The 24,514-nt window shown below is 70.5% G+C and carries 20 protein-coding genes; 19 read left to right on the top strand and 1 reads right to left on the bottom strand.

What is annotated here, in order from left to right:
- The first annotated feature begins 202 nt into the window (after positions 1-202).
- The 17 genes from LJB74_RS20500 (at position 203) to LJB74_RS20420 (ending at position 16,327) form a co-directional block, all read left to right on the top strand.
- Complete coding sequence (locus LJB74_RS20500) at positions 203-415, top strand: hypothetical protein (protein ID WP_259310236.1); 213 nt, start codon at positions 203-205, stop codon at positions 413-415.
- On the top strand, positions 415-645 hold the full coding sequence (locus LJB74_RS20495; protein WP_259310235.1) for a hypothetical protein: 231 nt from the start codon (positions 415-417) through the stop codon (positions 643-645). The genes LJB74_RS20500 and LJB74_RS20495 overlap by 1 nt, the downstream gene beginning before the upstream one ends.
- Positions 646-811: 166 nt before the next feature.
- Positions 812-1,219, top strand: coding sequence for a hypothetical protein (locus tag LJB74_RS20490; RefSeq protein ID WP_259310234.1), 408 nt, complete (start codon positions 812-814; stop codon positions 1,217-1,219).
- Positions 1,220-1,226: 7 nt separating this feature from the next.
- Positions 1,227-1,619: a hypothetical protein gene (locus tag LJB74_RS20485; RefSeq protein WP_259310233.1), complete on the top strand. Its 393-nt coding sequence runs from the start codon at positions 1,227-1,229 to the stop codon at positions 1,617-1,619.
- Between the two features lie 26 nt (positions 1,620-1,645).
- A complete protein-coding gene (locus tag LJB74_RS20480; RefSeq protein WP_259310232.1) occupies positions 1,646-2,368 on the top strand; it encodes a type IV secretion system protein in 723 nt (240 codons plus the stop codon).
- Positions 2,369-2,647: 279 nt separating this feature from the next.
- Positions 2,648-4,159 (top strand): SCO6880 family protein, encoded by a 1,512-nt coding sequence (locus LJB74_RS20475; RefSeq protein WP_259306625.1) that lies wholly within the window; start codon positions 2,648-2,650, stop codon positions 4,157-4,159.
- 187 nt (positions 4,160-4,346) lie between these two features.
- Positions 4,347-4,736 (top strand): hypothetical protein, encoded by a 390-nt coding sequence (locus tag LJB74_RS20470; RefSeq protein WP_259306624.1) that lies wholly within the window; start codon positions 4,347-4,349, stop codon positions 4,734-4,736.
- 122 nt (positions 4,737-4,858) lie between these two features.
- Complete coding sequence (locus LJB74_RS20465) at positions 4,859-5,296, top strand: hypothetical protein (protein ID WP_259310231.1); 438 nt, start codon at positions 4,859-4,861, stop codon at positions 5,294-5,296.
- A complete protein-coding gene (locus LJB74_RS20460) occupies positions 5,272-5,676 on the top strand; it encodes a hypothetical protein (RefSeq protein ID WP_259310230.1) in 405 nt (134 codons plus the stop codon). Before LJB74_RS20465 ends, LJB74_RS20460 begins: the two co-directional genes overlap by 25 nt.
- Positions 5,677-5,679: 3 nt before the next feature.
- Complete coding sequence (locus tag LJB74_RS20455) at positions 5,680-6,768, top strand: bifunctional lytic transglycosylase/C40 family peptidase (RefSeq protein ID WP_259306622.1); 1,089 nt, start codon at positions 5,680-5,682, stop codon at positions 6,766-6,768.
- Between the two features lie 287 nt (positions 6,769-7,055).
- On the top strand, positions 7,056-8,054 hold the full coding sequence (locus LJB74_RS20450) for an AAA family ATPase (protein WP_259310229.1): 999 nt from the start codon (positions 7,056-7,058) through the stop codon (positions 8,052-8,054).
- 5 nt (positions 8,055-8,059) lie between these two features.
- Positions 8,060-10,615, top strand: coding sequence for a S8 family peptidase (locus tag LJB74_RS20445; RefSeq protein WP_259306641.1), 2,556 nt, complete (start codon positions 8,060-8,062; stop codon positions 10,613-10,615).
- 260 nt (positions 10,616-10,875) lie between these two features.
- Positions 10,876-11,334 carry a hypothetical protein gene (locus tag LJB74_RS20440; protein ID WP_259306618.1) on the top strand — a complete coding sequence of 153 codons (459 nt, stop codon included), beginning with the start codon at positions 10,876-10,878 and terminating at the stop codon, positions 11,332-11,334.
- Positions 11,331-12,797, top strand: a complete 1,467-nt coding sequence (locus LJB74_RS20435) for a type IV secretory system conjugative DNA transfer family protein (protein WP_259306617.1) — start codon at positions 11,331-11,333, stop codon at positions 12,795-12,797. The genes LJB74_RS20440 and LJB74_RS20435 overlap by 4 nt, the downstream gene beginning before the upstream one ends.
- Positions 12,794-13,465, top strand: a complete 672-nt coding sequence (locus tag LJB74_RS20430) for a hypothetical protein (protein WP_259306640.1) — start codon at positions 12,794-12,796, stop codon at positions 13,463-13,465. The genes LJB74_RS20435 and LJB74_RS20430 overlap by 4 nt, the downstream gene beginning before the upstream one ends.
- A gap of 217 nt (positions 13,466-13,682) precedes the next feature.
- Positions 13,683-14,960, top strand: coding sequence for a hypothetical protein (locus tag LJB74_RS20425; protein WP_259306615.1), 1,278 nt, complete (start codon positions 13,683-13,685; stop codon positions 14,958-14,960).
- The gene (locus LJB74_RS20420; protein WP_259310228.1) at positions 14,957-16,327 is read left to right on the top strand and encodes a DUF4041 domain-containing protein; all 1,371 of its coding nucleotides are present in this window, start codon (positions 14,957-14,959) and stop codon (positions 16,325-16,327) included. The genes LJB74_RS20425 and LJB74_RS20420 overlap by 4 nt, the downstream gene beginning before the upstream one ends.
- 421 nt (positions 16,328-16,748) lie before the next feature.
- On the opposite strand, the gene mobF is transcribed toward LJB74_RS20420, so the two are convergent.
- On the bottom strand, positions 16,749-22,307 hold the full coding sequence (mobF, locus tag LJB74_RS20415; protein ID WP_259310227.1) for a MobF family relaxase: 5,559 nt from the start codon (positions 22,305-22,307) through the stop codon (positions 16,749-16,751).
- 274 nt (positions 22,308-22,581) lie between these two features.
- Between mobF and LJB74_RS20410 the strand changes: the two genes are divergently transcribed.
- Positions 22,582-22,941, top strand: a complete 360-nt coding sequence (locus tag LJB74_RS20410) for a hypothetical protein (protein WP_259306634.1) — start codon at positions 22,582-22,584, stop codon at positions 22,939-22,941.
- A gap of 311 nt (positions 22,942-23,252) precedes the next feature.
- Positions 23,253-24,407: a glycoside hydrolase family 15 gene (locus LJB74_RS20405; RefSeq protein WP_259306633.1), complete on the top strand. Its 1,155-nt coding sequence runs from the start codon at positions 23,253-23,255 to the stop codon at positions 24,405-24,407.
- The last annotated feature ends 107 nt before the right edge of the window (positions 24,408-24,514 follow it).

Raw genomic sequence — 24,514 nt, 5'->3', positions numbered from 1 at the left:
CTCGCCCTGCGCGGTATCGACTCTGCGCCGCTGCCACCGGCGCTCGTCACGGCCGCGCGCGACGTCTTGCGCCACGTGAGCGCTGCCGGACATCCACAGAAGGGAAGCTCATGACAATCCTCGCCGCGCACAGTCTCGGCACCGCCATGCGCGCCGTTCCGGCCCGGTGGCGCCGCCCGGCGCCCAGGCCTACGCGGACCAGATGACCGGCTACGGATGTGGGGGGGGTGCCTTTATCCCGCTGGGCATCGGCGTGATCGTCGGGCTCGGGGCGATCGTCGGCGGGCGGGTGTTCTCGTTGCCGCATGCCAGCAAGGCCGGCATCGTCTCGCTGGTCGCGATGTTCATCTCCGGAATCGCGTACATGGTGGTCCCGCCGATGGTCGCGGGTATCACCGGCGCGGGCTGCGTGTGATGTCGGCGCTTCCCGACGAGACCCCGCAGTGGGGCAGGCGAAGGCTCCTCGCCATCGTCGTCACTTTGGTCCTCGTCGTCGTGAGCGGCCTGGTCGGGCTGGTCTACGCCGTGCACGGCGCCGTCGCGTCCAGGGGCACCGGGGACGATCGCGCCGCGGTGGTCGTCGACGCGTGCCGAGCGGGCCAGCCCGCCGGGACGCCATCGCCGCTGCGCCGATGCTGCGGGTGACCCCGCACGACTCCCGCGGCGGCACCCCGGCCGCCAGCCCGGCGCCGACGATCGTGGTGCCCGCGGCGACGAGTCTTGGCCCTGCGGAGGTCCCGACGGGGTTCGATCGCACCCCGAGGGTGCGGTCGGCCAGCTCGCCGCGATAGCGACGACGGTTCTGCAGAGCATGTCGATCCCGCAGGTGCGAGCCGCGCACGAGCACTGGTCCGCGCCCGGGGCGCCGGGAGTCGAGGAGTGGGCGCTGATGGCCGCGGTCCAGGCCCTCCTGGCCAGCGAGGCCGGGCGGCACATCGACGCACCCGGCACCTCGGTGGTCACCGTCCCAGTGGCCGCGCAGATCAAGGGCAGCGACGAGGATGACTGGGTGGTGGCCTGCGTGCTGCTCGACGTCACGGTCACCGTCGTGACGGAAGCTCGCGCGGCGTACGGGTACTGCGAACGCCTGCAGTGGGCCGCCGACCGCTGGGTCATCGCGCCCGGTGCGTCCCCGGCGCCCGCGCCATCGACCTGGCCCGGGACCGATCTCGCCGCCGCCGCCGGGTGGCGCACCTGGACGACGAGCGCGGCGAAGTGAGGTCGGTATGAACTGGTCGGACTACCTCAACCCCTTCGCTGCCCTGGGCAACGCTGCCGCCAGTGTCGTCGCCGACGGGTGGACCGCCGCGATGCTGGGCATCTGGAATGCCGGGCTGTGGCTGCCCAAGCTCGCCCTCACCATCGAGGACGCGTTCCTCGTGCCCGACCTGAGCGCCGGCGGCCCGATGCGGGACCTCTACGGCGCGACGTTCTGGATCGCCGGCGCCGTGGTGCTGTTGCTGTTCCTGGTGCAGCTCGGCATCGCCGGGGTGCGCCGCGACGGGCAGAGCGTGGGCCGGGTGCTGCTCGGGGTAGGCCAGTTCGGAGCGGTGTGGGTGATGTGGATCGTCTTCGCCGTCGCGATCCTCGCCGCCGCCGGGGACTCACGAGGGCGCTGACGCAGTCGCTGCTCGGCGTCGACTCAATGTCGGCGTGGCAGCCGTGGACGGGGTTCTCGACCGCGGACCTCACGGACGGCACCGTCGCGACGGTCCTCGGGGTTCTGGGGATCTTCGTCGTGTTCGCGGCCGTGGCGCACTTGCTGGTCATGCTCGCCCGCGCGGCCGCGCTCATGGTGCTGGCCGCCACCAATCCGGTGTCCGCGGCCGGGCTCGTCTGGGACGGCGGACGGTCCTGGTTCTGGAAGACGTTCCGCTGGTTCCTGGCCGCCGCGTTCACGCCCGTCCTGATGGTCCTGATGCTTGGTCTGGGCGTGAAGGCGACCAGCGGCGTGGCCTTGTCGATGACCGACTCCCTGCAGACGGCGATCGGCACTGCCGTCCCGGGCGTCGTGCTGATCTTCGTCGGCAGCTTCGCGCCGCTGGCGCTGTTCAAGCTGCTCGCGTTCGTCGACCCCGGGACGAGCTCCGGCTCGGCCATGCGCGCCGGGCTGGCCGCCCAGGGCGGCTGGCAAGGAGTCCTGAACGGGCGGGCGGACGGCGCCAACACCTCGGATGCAGCCTCCAGCAGCGACGCCTCCGGGCAGTCCGGAGGGAGGCCGACACGGAGGCGGCCACGAACGACCGGTTTGCTCGCTCGGCGGGCGGCTTCCTCGGCGCCCTCGGCGCGGGCGGTCAGGTGCTGGCGCAGGGCTGGGGCATGGCGCAGGGCCTGGGGAGCCAGGGTGCCGCCCTCGGTGCGGACCTGACGAATCAGATGGGCGTCGGCCACAACACCTACATCCCGGACTTCTCCGGCAGCCGCTCCCGGCCCGGTCAACAGGGCCGCTCGCGCGACGAGGACACCCCGGACATCAATGGCTCGGGGCCCGACGACGATGCCGGCTTCGGTCCCAGCCCGAGCGCCACCGGGAAGCCCCCGGTCGGCGGATCCCCGACGGCCGGCGCCGCCGGCGGTGCCGGAGGCGCCAGCCGCAGCGCCCGAGGCAGCCGTCGCCGCGGTCGTCGTCTGAGAGAGGAGACTGCCCGTGAGCCAGGTCTACAGCGAGTACTCCCGAGCCAGGATCGGCTGGTTCCCGTTCGGGCTCACAGGCTGGCAGGCGGCCGTGCTGGCCGTCTGCGTCCTGCCTGTCCTCTGGGCGTTGAGCCGACGAGCGTGGGCGTCGGCGGCCGTCCTTCTCCTGGTCGCCGGCGTGGTCGCCGTGGTGACTGTCGTCCCGGTGCGGGGCCGCTCGGCCCTGGGCTGGCTGCTGGCCAGCACGGCCGTCGCGATCGGCGGGCTCGGCGGTTGGACCCGGTTTCGCTCCCAGGCCTCGCGCGGGCAGGCCGACGACCTCGGAGGCGTCGATCTGCCGGGGTCGCTGACCGGCGTCGAGATCCACGAGGGGCCGCCCGTCGGCCTGAACGCCGCGCGGGTAGCCCTGATCCAGAACCACGTCGCGCGCACCTGGGCGGCGACGGCGGCGATCGTCCACCCGGGTATCGGCATGCGCGGGGTCGACGACCGGGCGCGGATGGCCAAGGGCCTGGCCGACCTGATCGACCAGGCGGGACGCACCGAGCTGATCGACGAGGTCCTGCTCTTGGTGCGCACGGTCCCCGAGGACGGCGCCGAGCGCGACGAGTGGATCCGCCGTCACCGCCGCCCCGACGGGCCGGCGCAGGTCCGGGCGATCAACGACGACCTGCAGCGCGTCCTGACGCAGGCGTCGGTCCGCACTCAGGCGTTCGTGACGATCGTCGTGCCCGAGACCCGGATCGGGAAGGCGGCCCGAGAGGCCGGCCGTGGGGTCGAGGGACGCGCCCAGGTCATGTACGGGCTCATGGCCGAGGTCGAGGCCCAGCTCAAGGGCGGCCTCGGCGCGGTAGCCGTGACCTGGCTGACGAGCCCCGAGCTCGCCGTGGCGTGCCGCACCGGGTTCGCCCCCGGTGACCGCGCCGGGATCGTCGACGCGCTCCTCGCTGCGGCAAACGGCGAGGACGTCACCGCGGACGTCCCGTGGGCCATGGCCGGCCCATCGGGCGCCGACGTTGTCGCCCGGCACTACAGCCACGACGCGTGGAACTCGATCAGCGCCACCATCAAGCTCCCGGTCAAGGGCGCCGTCCTGGGTGCGCTCGCTCCGGTCCTGACCCCGACCGAGCCGGGGGAGCGGCGCAGCTTCCTCGTCGCCTTCCCGATCCTGAGCCAGGCCAAGGCCGCTCGGCAGACGGCGTCGCGCGAGTGGGCCGCCGACATGGGTCAGGGGTTGCGGGAGCGGGCCCGGATGCGCTCGACGACGAAGATGCACGACGCGGCCGCGCAGGTGCGATCCCTGGAGATCAAGCAGGCCCGCGGCAGCGCGGTCACCCGCCCGTACGCGGTGTGTACGGTCACCGTGCCCAAGACAGTGCGCGTCGCCGAGTATGGGCGCCGCCTGGACGCAGCGATCCGCCGCGCCGGGTTCGCCCCGCTGCGCCTGGACGTCAGCCACGACATTGCGTTCGCCGCCTCCGTCGTGCCGCTCGGCGTGAGCCTGACGCGGACGGGGGACGCGTGAGCCCCCGGCCGGCAACGACGGGCAGGGACGTCTCCCGGCTCCTCGCCGACTTCGGGCACGACCTGCCGCTCTCGCTACGCCGCCCGCCGCCTCGCCCGACAGGCTATTCCGGCACGTGCGGGCGCGCGGCGACCGACGACGAGGCCTAGGCTGGGCACCCGCGTCGGCGCCGGTGGTGTCCTACCAGATGACCTCCGACCAGGCCGGGGCGTTCTGGCCGTTCGTCGCCGGCCCCGGGCTGCCACAGACCGGGGCTCAGATGGGCGCCGACACGATGTCGGGCACCGCGTTCTACGCCGACCCGATCGGCTGGGTGCTGCGCGACGACATCCCCGTCACCAACGCCAACGTCATCACCATGGGCAAGCCCGGCACCGGAAAGTCCGCCACCACGAAGGCGTTCGCCCTGCGCATGACCGACTTCGGCTACCGCATCCTCATCCTCGGCGACCCGAAGGACGAGTACGAGCCGCTGTGCCGATTCTTCGGCGTCGACCCCATCGCCCTCGGCCCCGGCATGCCGGCACGGGTGAACCCGCTGGCGTTCGGACCCTCGGCGACGGCTGGGACCGGCTGAACGCCCGGCAGGCACAGCAGCGCGCCGCAATCGTCTTCTCCCGCTGGCTGACGCTCGTCCGCGGCCTCGTCGGCAGCCAGCGGATCGGCGAGCAACGCGTCCCATTCGGCCCCTCCGAGGAGGTGATCGTCAAGACCGCACTGCGCGACCTCACCGGCTACGCGCACGCCTCATCGACCCTCACCGAGACGACGATCCCGCAGCTGTGGCACCACCTCGACGAGCCCAGCGACACCCTCGTCGACCAGTGCCGCTTCGCCACCCGCCAGCAGTTCCTCGACGAGAGCCGCCTGCTGCGCGACGCCCTGGGCCAACTCGTCTCCGGGGCCCTGGCCGGCCTGTTCGACGACCACACGAACATCGCCGTCGACTGGACCGCCCCCATCCAGTCCCTGTCGCTGTCGCGGCTGAGCCCGCTGGGCGACGAGGCGATCGGCATCGCCCTGCTCGCGCTGAACTCCTGGGGCCGGGGCATGCGCGAGATCGCCCCGCCGGGGACCTGCGCGTCGTCGTGCGCGACGAGGTGTGGAAGATCATGCGCCTGGGCGTGGACGCCGTGAAGTCGCTGGACGAGGACTTCCGCCTGTCGCGGGGCGTGGCCGGCAAGGGCGGTGACATCCAGTGGGCCAACGCGCACAAGCCGTCCGACATGCTCACCGTCGGTGACGTCGGCTCCCAGGCCGCGAACATCGCCCGGGACCTCATGCACCTCGCCGACATCAAGATCCTGCACGGCCAGAAGCCCGAGATCGCCCGCGACCTGGACGCGATGCTCGGCCTTGGCCCGCAGGCGACCGCGGCGATCACCGGGTGGGCGATGCAGCGCAAGGGCCGGGCGCTGTGGATGGTCGGCGAGCACCCGTACAAGGTCGAGACGCGGCTGCACCCGGTCGAGCAGCAGCTGACGTGGACCAACGAGGCCATCGCCGGGGCGGCGTAGGTCATGAAGGTCCTCGCAACCGGGATCGTGGTGGCCCTCGTCATGCCGGTCGCGCTGGTTCTGATGGGCGCGGCGGCGATCGTGTCCACCGTCTCCGGCGGGGCCGTCCAGGCGGCCTGCACGGTCTCCGACGCAGCCTCGGCCAAGGCGGTCGTCCTCACCGACGGTGATCCGGCCGGCGAGGGTGGGCTCGGCTTCGAGCTGCCGGCACCGGGCACACCTCGCCTGGCGTCGCTGCGCAACCCGGCCGCGACCATCCCCGACGCCGTCAAGGTGCTCTACCTCGCTGCCTCCGACCGGTACCACCTGCCCTGGACCCTGCTGGCGGGCGTCGGCATGGAGGAGACCGCCCACGGGCGCACCCGCGCGACGAGTTCAGCCGGCGCGCAGGGGCTCATGCAGTTCATGCCCGAAAGCTGGGCCCGGTACGGCGTCGACGGATCCGGCGACGGGCGCGCGAACATCGGCAACGACGCCGACTCGGTGATGAGCGCGGCGAACTACCTGACCGCGTCGGGGGTCACCGCCGGCGTCGACGGCGTGCGACGAGCGTTGTTCGCGTACAACCACGCCGACTGGTACGTGAACGACGTCCTGTACTACGCCGCCGCGTACGGGGGAGGGGTAGTCGCGGGCGACCCGTCCGACTGCGGCATCGGCGGCGTCGGCAACCCCGCCCTGCCCGAGCTGCCGAACCAGCAGATCGCGACCGTCCTGGCGTTCGCCACCGCCCAGCTCGGCGAGCCGTACGTCTACGGCGCCAACGGGCCCTCCGCATGGGACTGCTCGGCGTTCACCCGGGCCGCGTTCGCGCAGATCGGCATCACCCTGCCGCGCACTGCCGCTGCCCAGCAGAACTGGGTCGCGCAAGGCAACGGCTACCGGGTGCCGCTCGGCCAGGAGCGGCCCGGTGACCTGATCTTCACCGACAGCTACCTCGGCCCCAACCGCGTCGGCCACGTGATGATCGTCTTCGACCCCGCTGAGCAGCTCACCATCGAGGCCGGCGGATCACGCGTCGGCCACTACGACTACGGCCACTGGACCGACCATCACCTGTTCTCGATCTGGCGGGTCGGGGCTGCGACGTGATGCCTTTTAACAACGACTCCGATCTCGGTGAGCGTCCTCCGCGGCGGGAAGGTCTGCGTCGACCACGTCGGCCACAAGTTGTACTTGCCCGTCCAGGCCACGCGCCCAGGCACGCCCGCGGCGCGAGGCGGTTGCCGTGCACACCGGTCGGCCTCGTCCGGGTGGTGCGTCCATACGACAGAGCCCGACAGCGAGGCGACGGCCGGCCGCGATCCGCAACCGATATCCTGAACGTGACGCCGACCAACCCTGGTCACGGCGCCGAAAGCTGCGGAGGAGGTGACGGCGTGGCGACCAATGACCAGCTCAAAGCACTGGTGAAGAGCCACGCCGATGGTGACGACTCTCAGTTCTACGCGGTCGCGATGCAGGTGGCCGCCAAGGCTGCTCGCGCCGGGCAGTCGAGGTTTGCGCAGGAGCTGCGCGACCTCGTCGACGAACTACGCAAGCGAACAACGTCGCAGGCGCGGGTTGCTGCCGTGGTGCCCTTCGCGCGCCCACGCGGGGAGCTGGGCTCTCTGCTGACTGTCAGCTATCCCGAGGCACGCTTGGCGGACCTTGTGCTGTCCGCAGCGTTGACCGAGCGGCTGAGGCACGTCCTGCTCGAACAACGTCAACGGGACATGCTCGCCCGGCACGGGCTGCACCCGGCACGCAGGCTGCTGTTGATCGGCCCGCCCGGCACGGGGAAGACCTCGACGGCGCGAGTCATCGCAGGCGAGCTCGGGCTTCCGCTGTTCGCGATCCGGCTCGACACCATCATCACGAAGTACATGGGCGAGACAGCCGCGAAGCTGCGCCTGATATTCGACGCCCTCGTCGAGACCCGGGGGGTGTACCTGTTCGACGAGGTCGACGCGCTCGCCGGCGACCGAGCTGCCCCCAACGACGTCGGCGAAATCCGCCGCGTGCTGAACTCGTTCCTGCAGTTCCTGGAAGAGGACACGTCCGAGAGCGTCATCGTGGCCGCCACCAACCACCCGCAGCTGCTGGACAACGCCCTGTATCGGCGATTCGACACGATCATGGATTTCGCGCTTCCCGATGACGAGAGCATCAGAGCGGTCATCGGCAACCGACTGGCGTCCTTCCATGCTGGCAACGTCAGTTGGCCCCGGGTGGTCCCGGCGGCGCGCGGGCTTAGCCACGCGGAGATCGCCACGGCGACCGAGAACGCTGCCAAGCGCACAGTCCTCAACGGGCGGACCCGCATCCTGACCGGAGATCTGGTCGCAGCACTGGCGGAGCGGCCGCGCGCTGGTGCTCATCTCGAGCCGATCGCGTAGGCAGTATGGCTGTACGCGATCGCCCGCACATCCTCGTCCCGACCCCGCCGCATCCCGAGCCGTTCACGCTTGCTGCCGCCGGAGGCGGCGGCGAGAAGGAGGGCTTCACCGGTGACCGGCGACGCCACGGGAGTCGTCTCACCCGCGAGCTCGAGCAAGCGTTCACCGCCCCGCCCGATGAGCCCGAGACGGAAGGCACCTACGTCACATTCCAGTCGTTCCCGGGCCTTGAGCTGGCCCTGGAGAGCCTGGACCCGCAACGAGCGGGGGACCAACCCGAACTTGTAGCTGTGCGACAGGACGAGAGGGAAAGCGGCAGCGTTCAAGTCGCGACCGTGTACATCCCGGACGGCAAGAAGGAGTACTTCGCCAAGCGCCTGACCGCGTACGTCGAGACGGCCAGCACAGATGGAGCGCGCAACGCCACGCTCGTCGATGGAATCCAGTCGATCCGCCGAGCCACCACCCGAGAGCTCTGGACAGACCCGGAGGACCTCTACCCCAGCGAGGCGTCGCAGACGTTCTGGTGGGAAGTGTGGCTCCGCAGACGCGACGGGCACTCGCGTGACCGATTCGCTGCTTTCACTGCGCGATTTCAGTTGCGAACAAGCGAGCACTACCTGGGCTTCGGGGACAGGACCGTCGTGCTCCTGCACGCGACCGCCGACCAACTGGCCTCGGCGTTCGAAGCGCTCGACGACATTGCCGAGTTGAGGCGACCGCACGACGTCGCCAACCTGCTGGCTGAGCTCCCTGCCATGGAGCAGGCCGACTGGGTCGAAGATCTACGCAACCGCTTGCGGGCAGCCGACGCTAACGCACCAGTGGTATGCCTGCTGGACACCGGAATCCAGGCCGGACACCCTCTGCTCGTCGACTCGATCAACGAGAGCGATCTGCATGTGGCCGACCCGCGCTGGCGGGTGCAGCCCCTCCACCCCCACGGCACCGAGATGGCCGGGCTGGCGCTGTACGGCGACCTGCACGGCGCGATCGTCAGCACCCAACCAGTCAGACTGCGCCACGGCCTCGAGTCGGTGAAGTTCCTGCCCGACCACGGGGACAACGACCGCGACCTGTACGGCGCGATGATCGCGCGATCGGTGGACCTGCCCGAGATTCAGTCCGCCGATCGCACTCGAGTGTTCATGCTGGCAGTCACCGCGCCGCGCCCGGTCTCATCGACGGCCGAAGCGGATCCGGCCGAACACACCGACGCAGGACGACCGACGTCGTGGTCGGCAACCATCGACGCACTGTCGTTCGGCCGTGCGATCGACGACACCGACCCGAAGTTCACCTACCTGGATCGCGACGAGCCGCGCAGACCGCGCCTGTTTGTGGTCTCCGCCGGCAACATCCGCGATCTCGCTGCGACTGACGATCACCTTGATCGAAGCGATGTCGAACCGGTCGAGGACCCTGCGCAGGCGTGGAACGCGCTGACCGTCGGCGCCTACTCCGAGCAGGACGACATGTCCGGTGCACCAGCCGACTTCGCCGGCTACGCGCCAATCGCGCAGCGCGGCGAGCTCTCGCCGGTCAGCCGTACCTCGGTCGTCTTTGATCGCAAGAAGTGGCCCTTCAAGCCTGAGGTGGTCGCCGACGGGGGCAACGTCGCCGCTTCACCGGACAAGACCGGCGTGGACACCCCTCCTAACCTCGCGCTGCTCACGACGCGGCTCCAGCGCCCCGGGGAGGGGTTCTTCACCACCACCCGGGACACGTCGGCCGCCACAGCGCAGGTCGCCGCTATCGCAGCGGACATCCAGGCGGCCTACCCGACACTCCGCCCTGAGACCGTCCGGGCCTTGATCGTCCACTCGGCCGAGTGGACACCGGCTATGAGCGTCCGCCTGGATGCTGCAACCACGATGGGTCGCCGGGTGAGCCTCCTACGCCGTTACGGCATGGGTGTACCCAACGCTGGCCGGGCGCTGCGCAGCGCAGCCGACGCACTGACGCTCATCGCCGAGGCGCGTATTCACCCGTACGAACGAGACGGCGCTAGCAACGCCGGCAAGGTCCGCGAGATGAACCTGCATGACCTGCCGTGGCCGGTGCAGGAACTTGAGAATCTTGGCGAGACCCAGGTACGGCTGCGCATCACGCTGTCCTACTTCGTGGAGCCCAACCCCTCAAGCCGCGGCTGGACCGGGCGGTATATCTACCCTTCGCACGGGCTTCGATTCGCGACCCGGCGTCCTGAGGAGAGCGTCGAGTCATTCCGTGAGCGCATCAACACGCGCGCACGGCAAGACGGCCAGCGTCCGCCGGGCCTCGACACCGAACAGGGCTGGACATTCGGGAGCAACCAGCAGCAGGCACCAGGCTCCCTGCACACGGACATCTGGCGAGGAACAGCGGCCGCGCTGGCGAGCAAGGGAGCCATCGCCGTCTATCCGGTCGCCGGCTGGTGGAAGAACCGGGGAACGTACGATCAGAGCAGCCTGGGGGTCGACTACTCGCTCGTCGTGAGCATCGAGTCGCCTGAGGTCGAGGTCGACCTGTGGACGCCAGTTGCACAGGTGGTCGGCACCGTCGTTGAGATCACATCCTGACCTCGCCGCAGGACATCGGCAGGCTCGACGCGGCGCGACGGAGCCGTGTTCGGCGAGCCACCGACGTTGCGGGCGGGCAGCGGCTGCTGACCCGTCGGGTTCGCGTGCCTCCTCGCGGGCGGTTCTACGGCGGCCGCGACTATGAACCGGTCCTGCGTATCCAGAACTGGAGCGACTGAGCGAAGAGTAGGAGGCGCCCGCTCCGACGCCCCGTGAGCACCGACCGAGCCTGTGCAGCCTTTGGGAGGCAGAGGTGGCACATGCAGCGATCACGTCGCACGACGCCGTACCCGTTCACCTGGGAGATCCCGGTGGCGACCTTGCTGACTGTGCTTCTGGCTCTTGTCTTGGGCCTGCAAGCCGGACGGTCGCTCGCGAACCTCGTGGCCGGCAATGGATGGGTGTTCGTCGACCGCCTGGCGCTGTTCACCACCCTCGCCCCGCTCCTGGGCGGGCAGGCCGGTGCCGGTCTGCCCGCCGTAGGTCACCCCGCGACGTCCGGGCTGCTGTGGGCATGCGTCGCCGTCGTCGAACTCCTCGTCGTCCTGGTGATCGGCTGGGCGGTGAAGCTCGGGCTCGACCGCTGGGGACCGGCCCGCCTGCGTGGCATGGCCACCGCGGCGGAGGCCGAGGCGCTGCTTGGCCGGACCCGGCTGCGTCGGCACGCCCGGGTGATCCGTCCGGACCTGTACGGCGCTCCGCGAGGCGGCCGCCGATGACGCACCGTCACCGACGACTGCACCCCACCGACGTCGGCTGGAGGCTCGGCAGGGCGAGCGAGCCTCGCGGGGGCGAGCTGTGGGTGCCGTGGGACCGCACCGCGGGCGTGATCGGCCCGCAGGGCTCGGGCAAGACCCTGGACCTGCTCGTGCCCGCGCTCCTCGACGCGCCCGGAGCCGCGATGGCGACCCTCACCAAGGTGGACGACCTGCTGCTGTCGTTCGGCCCGCGGTCCACCGGCGGCCGCCCGTGCGTCGTGCTCGACCCGTTCGGCCTCGTGCCTGGCCTACCGGAGGTGGTGTGGGACCCGATCCGCGGCTGCGTCGACCCGCTCGTTGCCGAGCGCCGCGCGAAGGCGTTCACCGCAGGCACGGTCAAGGGCGCCGTCGCCGGCGGTCATGGCGACACCGCCGCGCGGTTCTACGCCGCCGAGGCCGCCAAGGTGCTTCAGGGCTTCTTCCACGCGGCCGCACTGACCGGCGGCAGCCTGGAGGACGTGCTGCGGTGGGTCGCCCGGCCGCTGGCCGCCACCCAGCCAAGCGAGATCCTGCGCGAACACCCGCACGCTGCGTCGTTCTGGGGCGGGCTGCTGCACGGCGCCCTGCACGGCGACGACCGCACCGCCGGTAACACCGTGACCACCATCCAGCAGGCCATGTCCCTGTTCTTCCAAGACGACATCCGACGCCGATGCGTGCCCCGCCCGGGTTACCCAGCCACAGCGATCGCGGACGTCATCGCGGCGCACGGCACCATCTACCTGCTCGGCCGTGAGGATCCCTACGCCTCCGCCTCGCCGCTCATGACTGCCTTCGCCGAGCACGTCCTCGATACCGCACTGGAGATCGCCAACGCCAGCTCATGGGGACGGCTGTGCCCGCCGTTCCACGCCGTGCTGGACGAGCTGCCCTCGACCGCGCCGCTGCCGACCCTGCGCACCCGCATGGCCAACGAGCGCGCTCTGGGCATTAGCTTCATCTGGGCCGCCCAGGCATGGCCCCAGCTGACAGCGATCTTCGGTGAGCAGGAGACCCGCACCCTGCTCGGGCTGACCAACACCCTGATCGTGTTCGGCGGATCGAAGGACGTCGCGTTCAACAAGGAGGTCTCGGACCTGCTCGGTCAGGTACGCGTAGCGCGCACCTCCCGGCAGAGCGGGCAGATGGCTGGTCGACAGATGTCTGGCGAGGACATCGCGATCCTCACCCCGGCCGAGGTGCGCCAGCTGACCGAGCGGCACGCACTGGTCCTCGCGGAGAACGGTGCGCCGATCATTGCCAAGTTGCATAGATGCATCGACGGCAAGGCGGGCCAGCGACTGCTGGCCGGCAAGGACGCTCTGCGAGTGGAGGTAGCCGCCTGCCACCGGGACCAGCTCAGCCCTGAGGCTCGTGCCGTCGCGGCACTCGCCGAGGCGCGACGCCGCGGCCTCGTCGATGATCGCGAGGACACTCGACCGTGAGCGACGAGGCTCCCACTCCTGCACCGAGCCAGGCGGCCCGGGCGATGATGAGTGCCTTCCCGCGAGCGGGCCGTCGGGTGGAGCACGCCTACGCCGAGCTCGACCTGGCCGGGGGCGGCGGGATGCTCGAGCAGCAGAACGCTCTGGGGGACCCGCGCCTGCTGGCCCGCCCCTGGGATCCGGCGACATGCGTCGACCCTCAACTGCGGGCCGAGATCTGGCGCTGGCTCGAGCAGGTCGTCACCTGGCTCAACCATGAGTATGTGTGGGACGCCGACGCGATGATTCCGTCGTGCTGGCCCAGCCACCCCCACTTGGTGCACGAGCTCGCTGTCCTCGCCGACCTGCGCCGCCGAGCTGGCCTCGGGTTGACCGCCGACGGCCTTGAGGAGTGGCACAGGTACGCGCTGCCTGCCTTCGCCGACCGGATGCGCCAGCGGATGAGCCAGCATTGCCAAGAAGCCGGCCATCAGGCCTGGCCCGCGAAGAGTCGGCATGCGAGGCACACGGCTGAAGCGGCCGTGCAAGAACGAGCAGCCGTGCAGCACGCCGATCTCGGCACTCTGACCGCGCCCGCCGCAATGTCACCCACGCCGGTGTGGCACGGACGGTCGACACAGCCGCAACTCCAGATCATCGATGGCCCGGGGCCTGATCTCGAGACTTGAAAGTTCGCCGACGGATGGGGCTCCTCGCAGAATGGCGTCCTCGTCTGGACGCATGCCACCCAAGCGACAATCGACCCAGCGGGCTAAATCCACGCGATCTGCTCCGTTGAGGAACGGGATTGGCTCGGATTCGCCGGCGCCGTCGGCGTCGAGGGATACGGTGTTCGGGGGCAGGCGTCCACGCTTGCTGGGGTGTCAGACGTGTCGAGGGGGATCTGTGGCCAAGCGCGGCTTCTTCGCGGAGATGAACTATCAGGCGCAGCAGGCTGAGAAGCGGAGTAGGGCGCAGCAGGTAGCTAACGACCGGGCGCGTGCAAGCGCGGAGCGTGAGTTGGATCGCTCTCGAAAGGCCGCGGAGCGAGCGCGGTTGGCGGTCAGTCGTGCCTCGCTCGCGGATCAGAAGACTGCTGAGCGCGAGGCCGCGCGCCTCTACACCGAGTACAAGCTCGCCAAGGTTGCGTCACTGAATTCGGATCTGGCGAGGGTCTACGGAGAGATCGACGGCTTGCTGGCCTGGACTCTCGAGGTTGACGACCACATCGACCTGGAGAGTCTCAGGTCCACGGCGGAACATCCGCCGTTCGACGCCGGTGTTCTTGCCAACCCAACGCCGGCCATGCCGGAACTGGTTTACCCGACGGAGCCCGCCTACGTGGAACCGTCGGGTCCGAGCGCTCTAGGGGCAGCCTTCGGTGGCAAGAAGCGGCATCAGGAAGCAGTCGAGCGTGCGCGGTCCGGCTACGAGGCCGCACGTCTGAAGTGGCATGAGGAGGCGACGGCCCTGCACGCGGCCTACGTCGCGGCACAAGCGCGGCGTGAGGGCGTCGAACGGCGGCGGATCACGAGCCTCGCAGCCGCGGAATCAGCTTATGCGGAGGCTTGTCGACAGCGTGAAGCCGAAGTCGAGGCCCGCAATCAGGAGCTGGACACGTTCGTCAACGAGCTGGCATTCGACGTGGAGTCCGCGATCCAGCAGTACGTGGGGATTGTGCTGTCGAACTCGGTGTACCCGGAGGCGTTCCCTGTCCGCCACGACTATCAGTTCACGCTCGACACGCGCGAGCTCACGCTGACGGTGACTGTGCCGGAGCCGCCAACGCTCCCTGCAGTGAAGGAGTACAAGTATGTGAAGGCCAAGGACCTCATCGCGGCGACTCCCTTGCCGGTCAAGGCTCAGAAGGACCGCTACGCGGGCGCCGTGTGGCAGGTCGCGGTGCGCACGCTGCATGAGGTCTTCGAAGCCGACCGTGCGGGCAAGGTCCACTCCATTGCGCTGACCGTGGGTGTCGACCGGATCGCGCCCGCCACAGGAAGGCCGGAGAGCGTCCCTCTGGTGATCGTGTCGGCAGACCGAGAGTCCTTCAGCAACTTCGACCTGGAGAAGGTCGTGCCGCAGGCAACCCTGGCGCATCTGGGGGCCGCGGTGTCGAAGTCGCCTTTCGACGTCACACCAGCAGACACCAGCAGAGGTGTGCGAGCGCGGAGCGCCGAGTGAGGTACAACCCGCCTCCGGGTTGGCCGACCCCGCCGCCCGGTTGGGCGCCGCCGCCGGGATGGAAGCCCGACCCGTCCTGGCCAGACCTGCCCGTCGGTTGGCAGCTTTGGATACCGGCTGCAGGGCTCGACGACGAGCCTGGAACATCAGCCGGGGAGTCGCGCGTCGTCCCTTCGACAGCGATCGAAGCGAGTCTCGTCTCCGGGACCGCCCAGGACCTGCTGACTCAGCCGGACGCGGCTACGCTTCTGAGTCGCATCGCTGAGCTCGAGGTGGCCTTGACTGCTGCGCGGGCCAGCCGCGGGGAGGCCATCGAGTTGAGTGATCAGCGGGTGCTGCAGGACGTGGGCATCTACCGCTACCACCATCCGCTTGAGGACGCGGCCGCGTATAAGGACAGACTCCGGGACCTCGAAACTCAGATCGACTCGATCGTGAGGGTTGGCCAGCCTGTCTTGGCAGCGGACCGGTTCACCTTCGACGGATCCCTGGCCAAAGGCCGCAAGATGGTCGGCGACCTCTCCAAGTTGATGCTTCGCGCATACAACGCCGAGGCCGACAACTGCGTTCGATCACTGCGATCCGGGAACATCAGCACTGCGAAGAAGCGGCTCGAGGCCGCCGTTGCGGCGATCGAGAAGCTGGGCACGATCATGGAGATGCGGGTGAACCCGGCCTTCCACGCCCTGCGCCTGGCCGAACTGGAACTGACGGCGGACTTCCAGATGAAGGTGCAGGAGGAACGGGAACTCGCACGCGAGGAGCGCGAACAGTTGCGCGAGCAGCGCCGAGCGGAGCAGGAACTTGCGGCCGAGAGGGAACGCCTCGAGAAGGAGAAGTCCCACTACGTCATTGTCATGGCGTCGCTGCGTGCGAGCGGCGACGACGCGGCGGCGGACGAGTTGGCTGGCCGCCTCGCCCAGATCGACGAGGCAATCGAGGCGAACGACTACCGGATCGCCAACATCCGCGCCGGCTACGTCTACGTGATCTCCAACGTCGGCGCCTTCGGCCCAAACGTGGTGAAGATCGGCATGACGCGGCGCCTCGAGCCGCGAGATCGGATCCGGGAACTGGGCGACGCGTCCGTGCCGTTCCGTTTCGACGTACATGCGCTGTTCTTCTCCGAAGACGCCATCACGCTCGAGGGCGAACTGCATAGGGCGTTCGAAGACCGGCGGGTGAACTTCGTAAACGAACGTCGGGAGTTCTTCTTCGCGACACCCGACGAGGTTCGAGACCTCCTAGCCGCGAAGGTCGGGGGCCTGCTTGAGTTCACGGATGCCCCCGAAGCGCTGGAGTACTTCCAAAGTCGCAGTCGATGGCCCGCGGCGACACTCGGTTCGGGGCCCGTCGTCGTCGGCTAGCGCTGCTCACAGTGGTCTTCACCAGCGGCCGCCTACTGGCGCGCTCAACTCGACCATCCGCGGAACGTGGCTAGTGACGTGAGCGATGTTTCGACGGCCGCTCGAGCGCCGGACCGAGTCCGACGACGTGCCACCATCCGCAGTATCTACACCTCTCTGCCTTCGCCCCCTTGCGAACCCGAGAGGCGATCACGCTAGCTTCGACCTCGGTAGCGACAGCCGGGCGGGCCGTGGGGCATCTCACGCCTCTCATGCTGCGCACGCTATACAGCAGCACCGACACCACTCCTGAGCCGATCCGCTCTGGGAGGGGCTGGACGAACAAGCGACGGAGACGGCGTCAGCCGGCGGCGCGGATCCCGTGTTAACCCGCTGCTCGCAGGCGAGTCGTCAGCCTTGCGAGCGATGATGTCGATACGGCTCATCGCCGTGGTGTGCGTGTACGGGGTGTCTGGCGAGCGCGCAGCGCATGCCGATCAGCGGACGGCACCGGCTCCGCGTCGGGAGCGGCGATCGCTGCGGTGGACATGGCGCGGTCGCGTACCAACGACAGGCCGCCGATCTGTGCGCCGGCGGCGGTCCGAGGGTCGTGGGTCCATCGCTTGGCCGCCCGAGCCAGTTCGCGGCGAACCACGTGGTCCGGTACGCCAGTCGCCGTGGCGATGCGGACCGCGCCGAGATCCCAGCCTTCGGGTGAGCTGGCGGCGAGGACGATCACCGCTGCGCGCAGACCCGCGGTGCCATGGAGCGTGTGGAGGCGCTCCTGCACGAGCGCGTCGGCCAAAGGGAACGCCCGACTCAGTGCCACGTGGAGGTCGCCCGGGCCGGAGGTGGCTAGCAGGTCGGCGGGGTCGCTGCCGGCGCGCAGCACCACGGCGGCGGGGTTGATGCCGTGTGCGGTGAGGAGCCAATAGTCGCGTTGGGCGGCGATCTGGCCTGCGAGGTCGGCGTCGGTGGCGATGAGCGGTGTGACACCGACGCGGTGGGTGGCGGCAGCAAGTTCGGCGGCCTGTTCCTCGGTGAGCGATGTCCCGAGGGGGGCGACTCCGACGTAGGTGCCCTGGCCGGCGAGGGAGATGGCAAGGGCGTCCATGGGGCCTTCAGCGAGGACCGGCGCAGCTCCCTGGGCAAGGAGATCGCGGCGCACGGCGAAGAGCTGCGCACCTTTGTGGAACAGCGGGGTGTCGGGGGTGTTGAGGTACTTCGGTCCGCCGGTCTGGTCGGTCGCGTCGGGGTGACGGCGGCCGACGAAGCCGAGGGGTTCGAGCTGGCCGTCGGCGGCGACGCGGGTGATCGGGAAGATCAGGCGATCGCGGAAGCGGTCGATGAGGCGACCGGTCCGCGCGACGCTGGCCAGGCCGGACTCGGTGAGCTCCAGGTCGGTGACGCCCTGGCGGCGCAGGTGATCGACGAGCCGGGTCCAACCGGCCGGGGCGTACCCGGGGAGCACGTACGGGTCGCCGGTCAGGTCGGTACGGAGCCGTTCGGCCAGGTAGGGCTGGGCCCAGGAACCGGGGAACTGGCGCACGTAGTAGTCGGTGGCCAGTCGGTTGAGCTCGAGGATGCGGGCAGGGCTGACCGGTGCCATGGCGGCGTCGAACTCACGGGACGCCTGGGCGTCAATCATCCGGTCGGTAGGCGGCAGTGTGGTGGCGTGGGCTCGCACAGCCGCCGCGAGGGTGAGGTAGGCCTCGACGATTGCAGGGTCGTCGAAGGGGTCCCTCGAGGCGGACTCGTCCGGTTCGGGCGCGAACGGGTCGTCGTAGGTCTGGTCAACCGCGGGCAGCAGGTGCTGCCACTCGTCGTCGGTGGGGGCGACGAGCGCGTGTTGCGGTTCGTCCTGCCCGAACGGGTCGACGTCGTCGCCACCGAGCGCGGGGGTGGGCGCGTACCGGTCGGGATCGTCGATGACGGGGTCTATGAGGATGGAGATCCGCCAGACGAGCGCCTGGCACGGGTCGACGTCGTCGTCGGCGATCCGACCAACGAGCAGGTCCTCGACGGTGCTGCCGCGGGCGATCGCGTGGTCGACGGCGGTGACCAGGGCAGGCCACCACGGGCTCGCCTGCAACGTGTCGGCCGTGTCCTGGCCGACGAGGTCAGCGAGCCGGGGGGTCCACGACGCGGCCAGGTGGTGGTCGGACTCGGCTCGCGCGGCCACCGCGGGAGACAGGCGACCGGTGATGCGCCACCACAGGGCACCTGCGGCGTGGTCGTCGGGAAGGGGGCCGTCGGCGAGGGCACGGCGGACGACCTGCGGGGCGTCGAGACTGGCGCGGGACAGGGCTGAGAGTCGCTCGGCGAGGACCGGTATGAACGGGTCCCGTGTGGTGTCGGTGATTGCGCGGTCGAGCAGGGGCTGCCACTCGGCGAGGGCCGGGGTGTGGTGGGTGGCCAGGCGGGAGTCCAGTGCCTGCTGGTACCGGGCGGCGGCCTTGCCGAGTTGGGGAGCGCCGGTGGGGCGCCGGTCGCTGTCAGGCACCCCGGTGGCCGCGCGCCACACGGCGACGTCGACGAGGAGCTCGTCGTCGGGGCGACGCTGCCCGGTGCGGGCCCACTGCGGCGTCGACTGGTCCGATCGCGCCTGCTCGGTGACCTGTTGGGTGAGGTCGCGCACCTGTGCGGCGCGGGCTGCGAGGTACGGGCCCCACTGTGGGTCCTCGCACAAGGAGGCGGGGATGCCGGGCAGCCAGGGCAGGGGTCCGGTGCCGGCGTTGCGCAGGCCGGTGTCGTCCAGCCGCCAGTCGAGCACGGCAGCGACGTCGTCCGCGGTGTCCAGCTCGCGTGCACCGGCCGTGGCGCGGAGGCGAAGGACGGGGTCGCCTCCCTGGGCCGCGAGCAGGAGCAGGTGCGCGCGCAGAGTCGGCCACGCGGCGGCCTTGGTCAGCTCGGGCACGACGAGGTCCGCGGCGCTGTCCAGGCGAGCGACCTGCTCGGCGCCGAGCAGCTGTTCGGCGCCGACGTGCAGGGAGTCGACGTACCGGGCCGCCGCTTGGCCCAGCAGGGTGGCGGGGTCCTCGGCGACCCGGCGTGTGGTGTGGGCCGACTGCGCTGAATCGTCGCGGGCGAGGATGCGTTCGAGGAGGTCGGTCGCGGTGAGTGGGTGGACGTACTCGGGGCGGATGACGTTGTGCTCGTCGCCGTCGCCGACGACCTCGAGGTACAGGTGGTTGGCCGTCTTGCCGCGCGTCACCGCGGTGTAGGCGAGCTGCCGGGACTCCTGCCCGGTCAGGAGCGTGTGGCTGGTGTCCGCCGTGACGCCCTGGGCGGTGTGGATCGTCGTGGCGTAGCCGAGGTCGACCGAGGTGCGCACGTAGTCCGGGGGGAGGTCGACGCTACATCGGCTGGTGGTGTGCCGGACGGTCAGCGCCCCGGTCGGGTGCACGGCGGTGACGTGCCACCGGTCACCGTTCTTGACCCAGTCAGTGCCGGTCACGCGCAGCTTCCGGTCGTTGGCCCGGGTCAGGACAGTGTCGCCGGCCGAGGCGGTCGACCCGTCGGCGAGGGGCACGGCGCGCTCCGGGGTCTGACCGTCGAGGCGGTGGGTGCGGGCGCGGTCGTTGAGCTCACCGACGAGTTCGCGGGTCGGGGCGAGCATGACGGCGTCGCGGCCGTTCTCGCGGTCGGTGCGCCAGGCGTCGAAGACGTCGTCGGTGAGGGTGGTGAGGTCCCCGACGTGAACCCGGCGCTGGTCGAGGTAGAAGCCGAGGGACTCGGGCAGTCCGTCGCGCAGGGCCAAGGAGGCGGCGCCCTCGGAGGGGTCGGCGAATCGCATCAGCTCGGTGAGGTGCAGGGCGCCGTAGGTGGCGCGCACGTCGCGCAGGACGCCGCCCGCGCCGATCGCGGACAGCTGCTGGTCGTCGCCGACGAGCCGCACCGACGCGCCGCGTGCGGTGACGAACTCGATCAGGCGGTCCAGGGAGAGGGTGTCGGCCATGCCGGCTTCGTCGACGACGACCAGGCTCGCCCGGCCGATGCGCCGCGCCCAGCCGGGCAGGTGCTCCGGATCGTGGTCCAGGTGCCACAGGAGCTTGGCCATGGTGTCGGTGCGGGCGGCGATGGCCTCACCCAGAACCGTCGCGGCAGTGGCGGACGGCGCGAGCCCGACGACGTCCCCGCCGCCAGCCGTCCACGCGGCGGCCAGGGCGCGCATCGCGGTCGTCTTGCCCGCTCCGGCGGGGGCGATCGCGAGCTGGACCCGTGCACCGGAAGTGGCCATCTCGGTGACAAGGGCTGCCTGCCCGGCGTTGAGCGGCAGGCCGTCGGCGGCGGACTGGGCGAGCGCCCGTTCGACCGCGGCGGATGTGACGCGGGTGCCGTCCCGCTCGCCGGCGTGGGCGACGATCCGTGCTTCGGCAGCGAGCAGGGCGGGGGAGGTGTAGAGGGTCGACCCGGCGACCGTGTAGACGCTCGCGCCGTCACTGCGGCGCAGCGCGGCGGGGGTGTCGATGTCCTGCTCGGTGCGGGTGAGCGGCACCGATCGGCGGGTCAGGACCTCGTCGACCAAGAAGCCGATGACGCGGTCGACGTCGCGGGTGGGAACGTCGACGCCGCGGACACGGCGTTGGGCTTCGGCCTGGACGTGCCAGCGCTGCCAGTAGGAGCGGTGTTCCTGGAGCGTCTCCTGGATGGTGGCGGCGGTCTCGCGGACCCACGCGGCATCGACGCGATGGGTGGGCGTCACGGGCGGGTGCAGTGCTTGGTGCAGCATCGCCTGCGCGTCGCTCTCGCTGCCGAGGACCTGCAGTGCTTGGTCCGCCCAGGTGGCGCGCTGCTCGGCGAGACTGCGTGGTCCGTGCTTGCCCTGCCGGGTCTCGAGGGTCGCCTGCTGTGCCAGCTGCACGGACTCCACGGGGGAGGGCGGGCGTCCGTGGGTGGCCTGGAACGAGCTGGCCAGTTCGGCTCGTCGCTCTTCGATGCTGGCTCGTCGGTCCGACCACCGGGCAGCCAACGCCGGGTCGACGCCGACGATCTCGCGGACCGGACGCTTGCGCGGGTCGTCGCCCTCGCGGACCTCGAACCGCACACCGAGGGTGTCGGTCAGGTGCCGCTCGAGCGCAGTGTTGTAGGTCTCGGACGCGGCGACGGTCGCGGCGAACATGAGCCGCCCGTCGATGGCCAGCCACCGACCGCCCTCGCGGGTCTGGACCTTGTTGGCGACGGCGACGTGGCTGTGCAGGTCGGGGTCGCCGGCGCGGCTGTCGCGGTGCGTGAACGCGGCAGCGACGAGGCCGCGGGTCTCGACCTGTCGGACGCCGTCGGTGCCCTCGCGGGTGAACAGGGCTGTGCTCTCGAGGAACGTCAGCGCGTCCCTGACCGCCGCCTGGTGTGCCCGTTCGATCGCGGCCGCGGTCGGTCGGTCGGCGATCGCCCACAGCGTGCTGACGCTCTTGACCGGGGAGAACGTGAGGTCGTAGCCCGCGACAGCGTTGGTGCGTGGGCGGGAGTGCTTGGCGATCGTTGCCGCGAGCTCGCGGGCGTCGGCGGGCTCGCGGCCGTGCTCCTCACGGAACATCTGGGCCGCGACTTGGGTGCGAATGCGCGCCCTGTCGTCCAGCGGCACCGGGTCGGCGGAGCGTACTCCGCGGGTGGCGTTGAGGGCGGCGACCTCCCTTGCCACGCGGATCCGGAACGCGGAGGTGTCGTTGGCGTAGACCCGGAATGGGTTGCCCAGCCACGTGGCGGTCTCCTGCTCGCGCTCGCTCAGCCCGGCCCCGGCGGCTGCGGCGCGCAGCTGCTCGGCCAGCGGGTGCTTGCCGGCGCCGAACAGATTGCGCATCTGCTCGGCGGTGACCTCGTCGCCCTCGTGGAGCCCGTCGATGCCGGCCACCCCGGACCCGATCCAGGTGCCGGGGGCCTCGCCTTTGGCCGAGTAGTAGGACGCGAGGCTGGTGTGGCCCTTCTCGGTCGCGTCCTGGGCTGCGACCTGGCGGGTCAGGTAGTCGTACCCGCTCCCGGCCGTCAGCTTGTGGATCGACATGGTCACATCCGCCGAAGGCGTCCGGGGTGGCCTCGGCGATCGAGAGATGGCCGGTCAACTCTGGGTTGACTGACCGCCTTCCTCCCGGGAATGCAAGAGGTGTGTGGGGCAGCGCTTTGGTGGCTTCGGGTCGTGTCGGGGCGGTGCGGTCGCTGGTCGTCGGTCGTCGTCACGTAGAGGGGACGTCGTCGGCGGTGCGTGGGCTGGTGCTGGTGAGCGCGTGCGGGCTCGTGTCGGCCTTCGGAGGTGAGGTCACACGAGTAGGGGAGTCCCGATGGCGGATCAGACGGCGAGGCAGCGGGCGCGGCGGACGGCGCTGGATGCGCAAGCGCGGATGCGGGCGCGGAGGGTGGAGCAGGAGCGGCGGCGCGACGCGCTCGGGGTGGTGGTCGTCTCGGCGCTGGCCGAGCGGGACGCGGTGGTCACGGCATGCGAGGCGCGCGCCGGGGCGGCGCTGGTGCAGATGACCGAGCAGGAGCGACTGACCCTGGCGGAGGCGGTCGAGTGGTGCGGCGGCGCGGACCTGTTCACCGTGCGCGAGGCGGCGCGACTGCGGCAGGCGGCGCAGCCGGCGGCCGTCGCCGGGCCGGTCCGGGTGGCTCGGGCCCCGCGGGTAGTCGCCTCAGCCAATTGAGCTTGCCGCGCCGACCGACGGTCCCTGCTGTTCTCGCGTGGAATGGGGCCGCCGGCAACTGCGCAATCTGTCCGGCAATGCCTAGGAGGCGCGCGATCGGTGCGGGGCTCCAGCCGCCCCGTCAGCGCCTGATCGATTGGTGCGTTCGTCAGCGAATCACAGTCCCGTGACAACCGGACGGAACCAACCCAGGAGGCGCGCTGGTGGGACATCGCATGCGTTTGACTGCCGGCTTGGAGGCTGTCGCTGTGACCGCTTGCGTCGCTACTGGCTGGTCAATCGTTGATCGGCGCGGCGGGACATCGATCGGCGTGTCGCATCACGTCGAGCTGGTCACCACGTCGGCGTGGCGTATCACCACCGACTTCTCCGACACGGTCGGCCCGACCGCTGACCAGCGCTGGCTGAGCAGCGGCACCATCCCGGGTGTCGGCACCCCGTGGGCCGACATGGTGCGCTACGCCCTCCTCGACCTGCACCAGCTGAGCGAACCCGTCGGTTTGCTCGCCGCAGGTGCGGGCGAGAACTGGGGGTTCTCGTGGCCGCGCGACAACGCGTTCGCGGCGGCGGCCCTCGCGAAGACCGGACATGCTCACGAGGCGGAGCAGATCCTGGGCTTCCTCGCGAGCGTGCAGGGCGACGACGGTGGGTTCCAGGCCCGGTACCTCCTCGGCCGTGACGACCCACCCGATCGACGTTCCCAACAGGCTGACGGCGCGGGCTGGGCGCTGTGGGCACTCGACCAGGTCGCCGCGTCGAGCAGCGACCCTCGCGCGACCGCCGCCCAGTTCCAAGGTCTCCTGGAGTCTGCGACTGGATTCGCGCTCGACCAAGTCAGCGACGGATCCCGCCTACCGCCGGCAAGCTCGGACTACTGGGAGCAGCGAGAAGCCAACCTGACGCTCGGCACCGCGGCGCCGCTGCTGGCAGGTTTACGGGCGAGCGCGCGGCTCTACGCAGTTTTGGACGACCCCGTTGCCGCGGCGCGGTCCAATCAAGCAGCTGACGGACTCGAGCGCCTCATCGCACAAGGCTTCCAGCCCAACGGGTACCAGCGCTATGAGACCTCCGGTGGGACCGACGCGGCCATCTGCTTCCTCATGCCACCCTTCACAGACCGGCCCTCGGCTGGTGTGGTGACCGCATGGCGGCGCTACCAGGTCGACGCGATGCGGCCGGCCGGTGGACTCGCGCCCGGCGCGGGCTGGAAGCAGGACGGCCTCTCCTGGACCCCGGAGACGGCCCTTGTCGCCCTGGCCGCGGCATCCGACAACGACCCACTCGTGGCCGGCCACTGGCTCGACTGGCTCAGTGCGCACCGGACCAGCTGGGGCAGCCTCCCGGAGAAGGTCAACTCCGACGGCACTCCCGGCGCCCCCGCACCCTTGGCCTGGACGGCCGCCAGCGTCATCCTCGCCGTCGCCGCACTCGACGCACACGGCGCCTCGACCACGTCCAAACGCTGAATCGCGTCGACGCTGCTGACGGCATTCATTCGAGCATCTGAATGTAGGACGGGCTCCGGCATGGGCCTCATCTCCCCTCGCGGACGCGCATGAACCTTGAGGTGAGC

The organism is Cellulomonas sp. P24 (assembly GCF_024704385.1).
Classification (GTDB): domain Bacteria; phylum Actinomycetota; class Actinomycetes; order Actinomycetales; family Cellulomonadaceae; genus JAJDFX01.
This window is presented reverse-complemented; position numbering and strand designations above follow the sequence as displayed.

Bases quoted from the DNA above. Each gene is read 5' to 3' on its own strand.
- LJB74_RS20445 (WP_259306641.1), top strand. From the start codon at position 8,060: ATGGCTGTACGCGATCGCCCGCACATCCTCGTCCCGACCCCGCCGCAT.
- LJB74_RS20410 (WP_259306634.1), top strand. From the start codon at position 22,582: ATGGCGGATCAGACGGCGAGGCAGCGGGCGCGGCGGACGGCGCTGGAT.
- LJB74_RS20455 (WP_259306622.1), top strand. From the start codon at position 5,680: ATGAAGGTCCTCGCAACCGGGATCGTGGTGGCCCTCGTCATGCCGGTC.
- LJB74_RS20470 (WP_259306624.1), top strand. From the start codon at position 4,347: ATGACCTCCGACCAGGCCGGGGCGTTCTGGCCGTTCGTCGCCGGCCCC.
- LJB74_RS20440 (WP_259306618.1), top strand. From the start codon at position 10,876: ATGCAGCGATCACGTCGCACGACGCCGTACCCGTTCACCTGGGAGATC.
- LJB74_RS20495 (WP_259310235.1), top strand. From the start codon at position 415: ATGTCGGCGCTTCCCGACGAGACCCCGCAGTGGGGCAGGCGAAGGCTC.
- LJB74_RS20485 (WP_259310233.1), top strand. From the start codon at position 1,227: ATGAACTGGTCGGACTACCTCAACCCCTTCGCTGCCCTGGGCAACGCT.
- mobF (WP_259310227.1), bottom strand. From the start codon at position 22,307: ATGTCGATCCACAAGCTGACGGCCGGGAGCGGGTACGACTACCTGACC.
- LJB74_RS20480 (WP_259310232.1), top strand. From the start codon at position 1,646: ATGTCGGCGTGGCAGCCGTGGACGGGGTTCTCGACCGCGGACCTCACG.
- LJB74_RS20435 (WP_259306617.1), top strand. From the start codon at position 11,331: ATGACGCACCGTCACCGACGACTGCACCCCACCGACGTCGGCTGGAGG.
- LJB74_RS20490 (WP_259310234.1), top strand. From the start codon at position 812: ATGTCGATCCCGCAGGTGCGAGCCGCGCACGAGCACTGGTCCGCGCCC.
- LJB74_RS20500 (WP_259310236.1), top strand. From the start codon at position 203: ATGACCGGCTACGGATGTGGGGGGGGTGCCTTTATCCCGCTGGGCATC.
- LJB74_RS20460 (WP_259310230.1), top strand. From the start codon at position 5,272: ATGCGCCTGGGCGTGGACGCCGTGAAGTCGCTGGACGAGGACTTCCGC.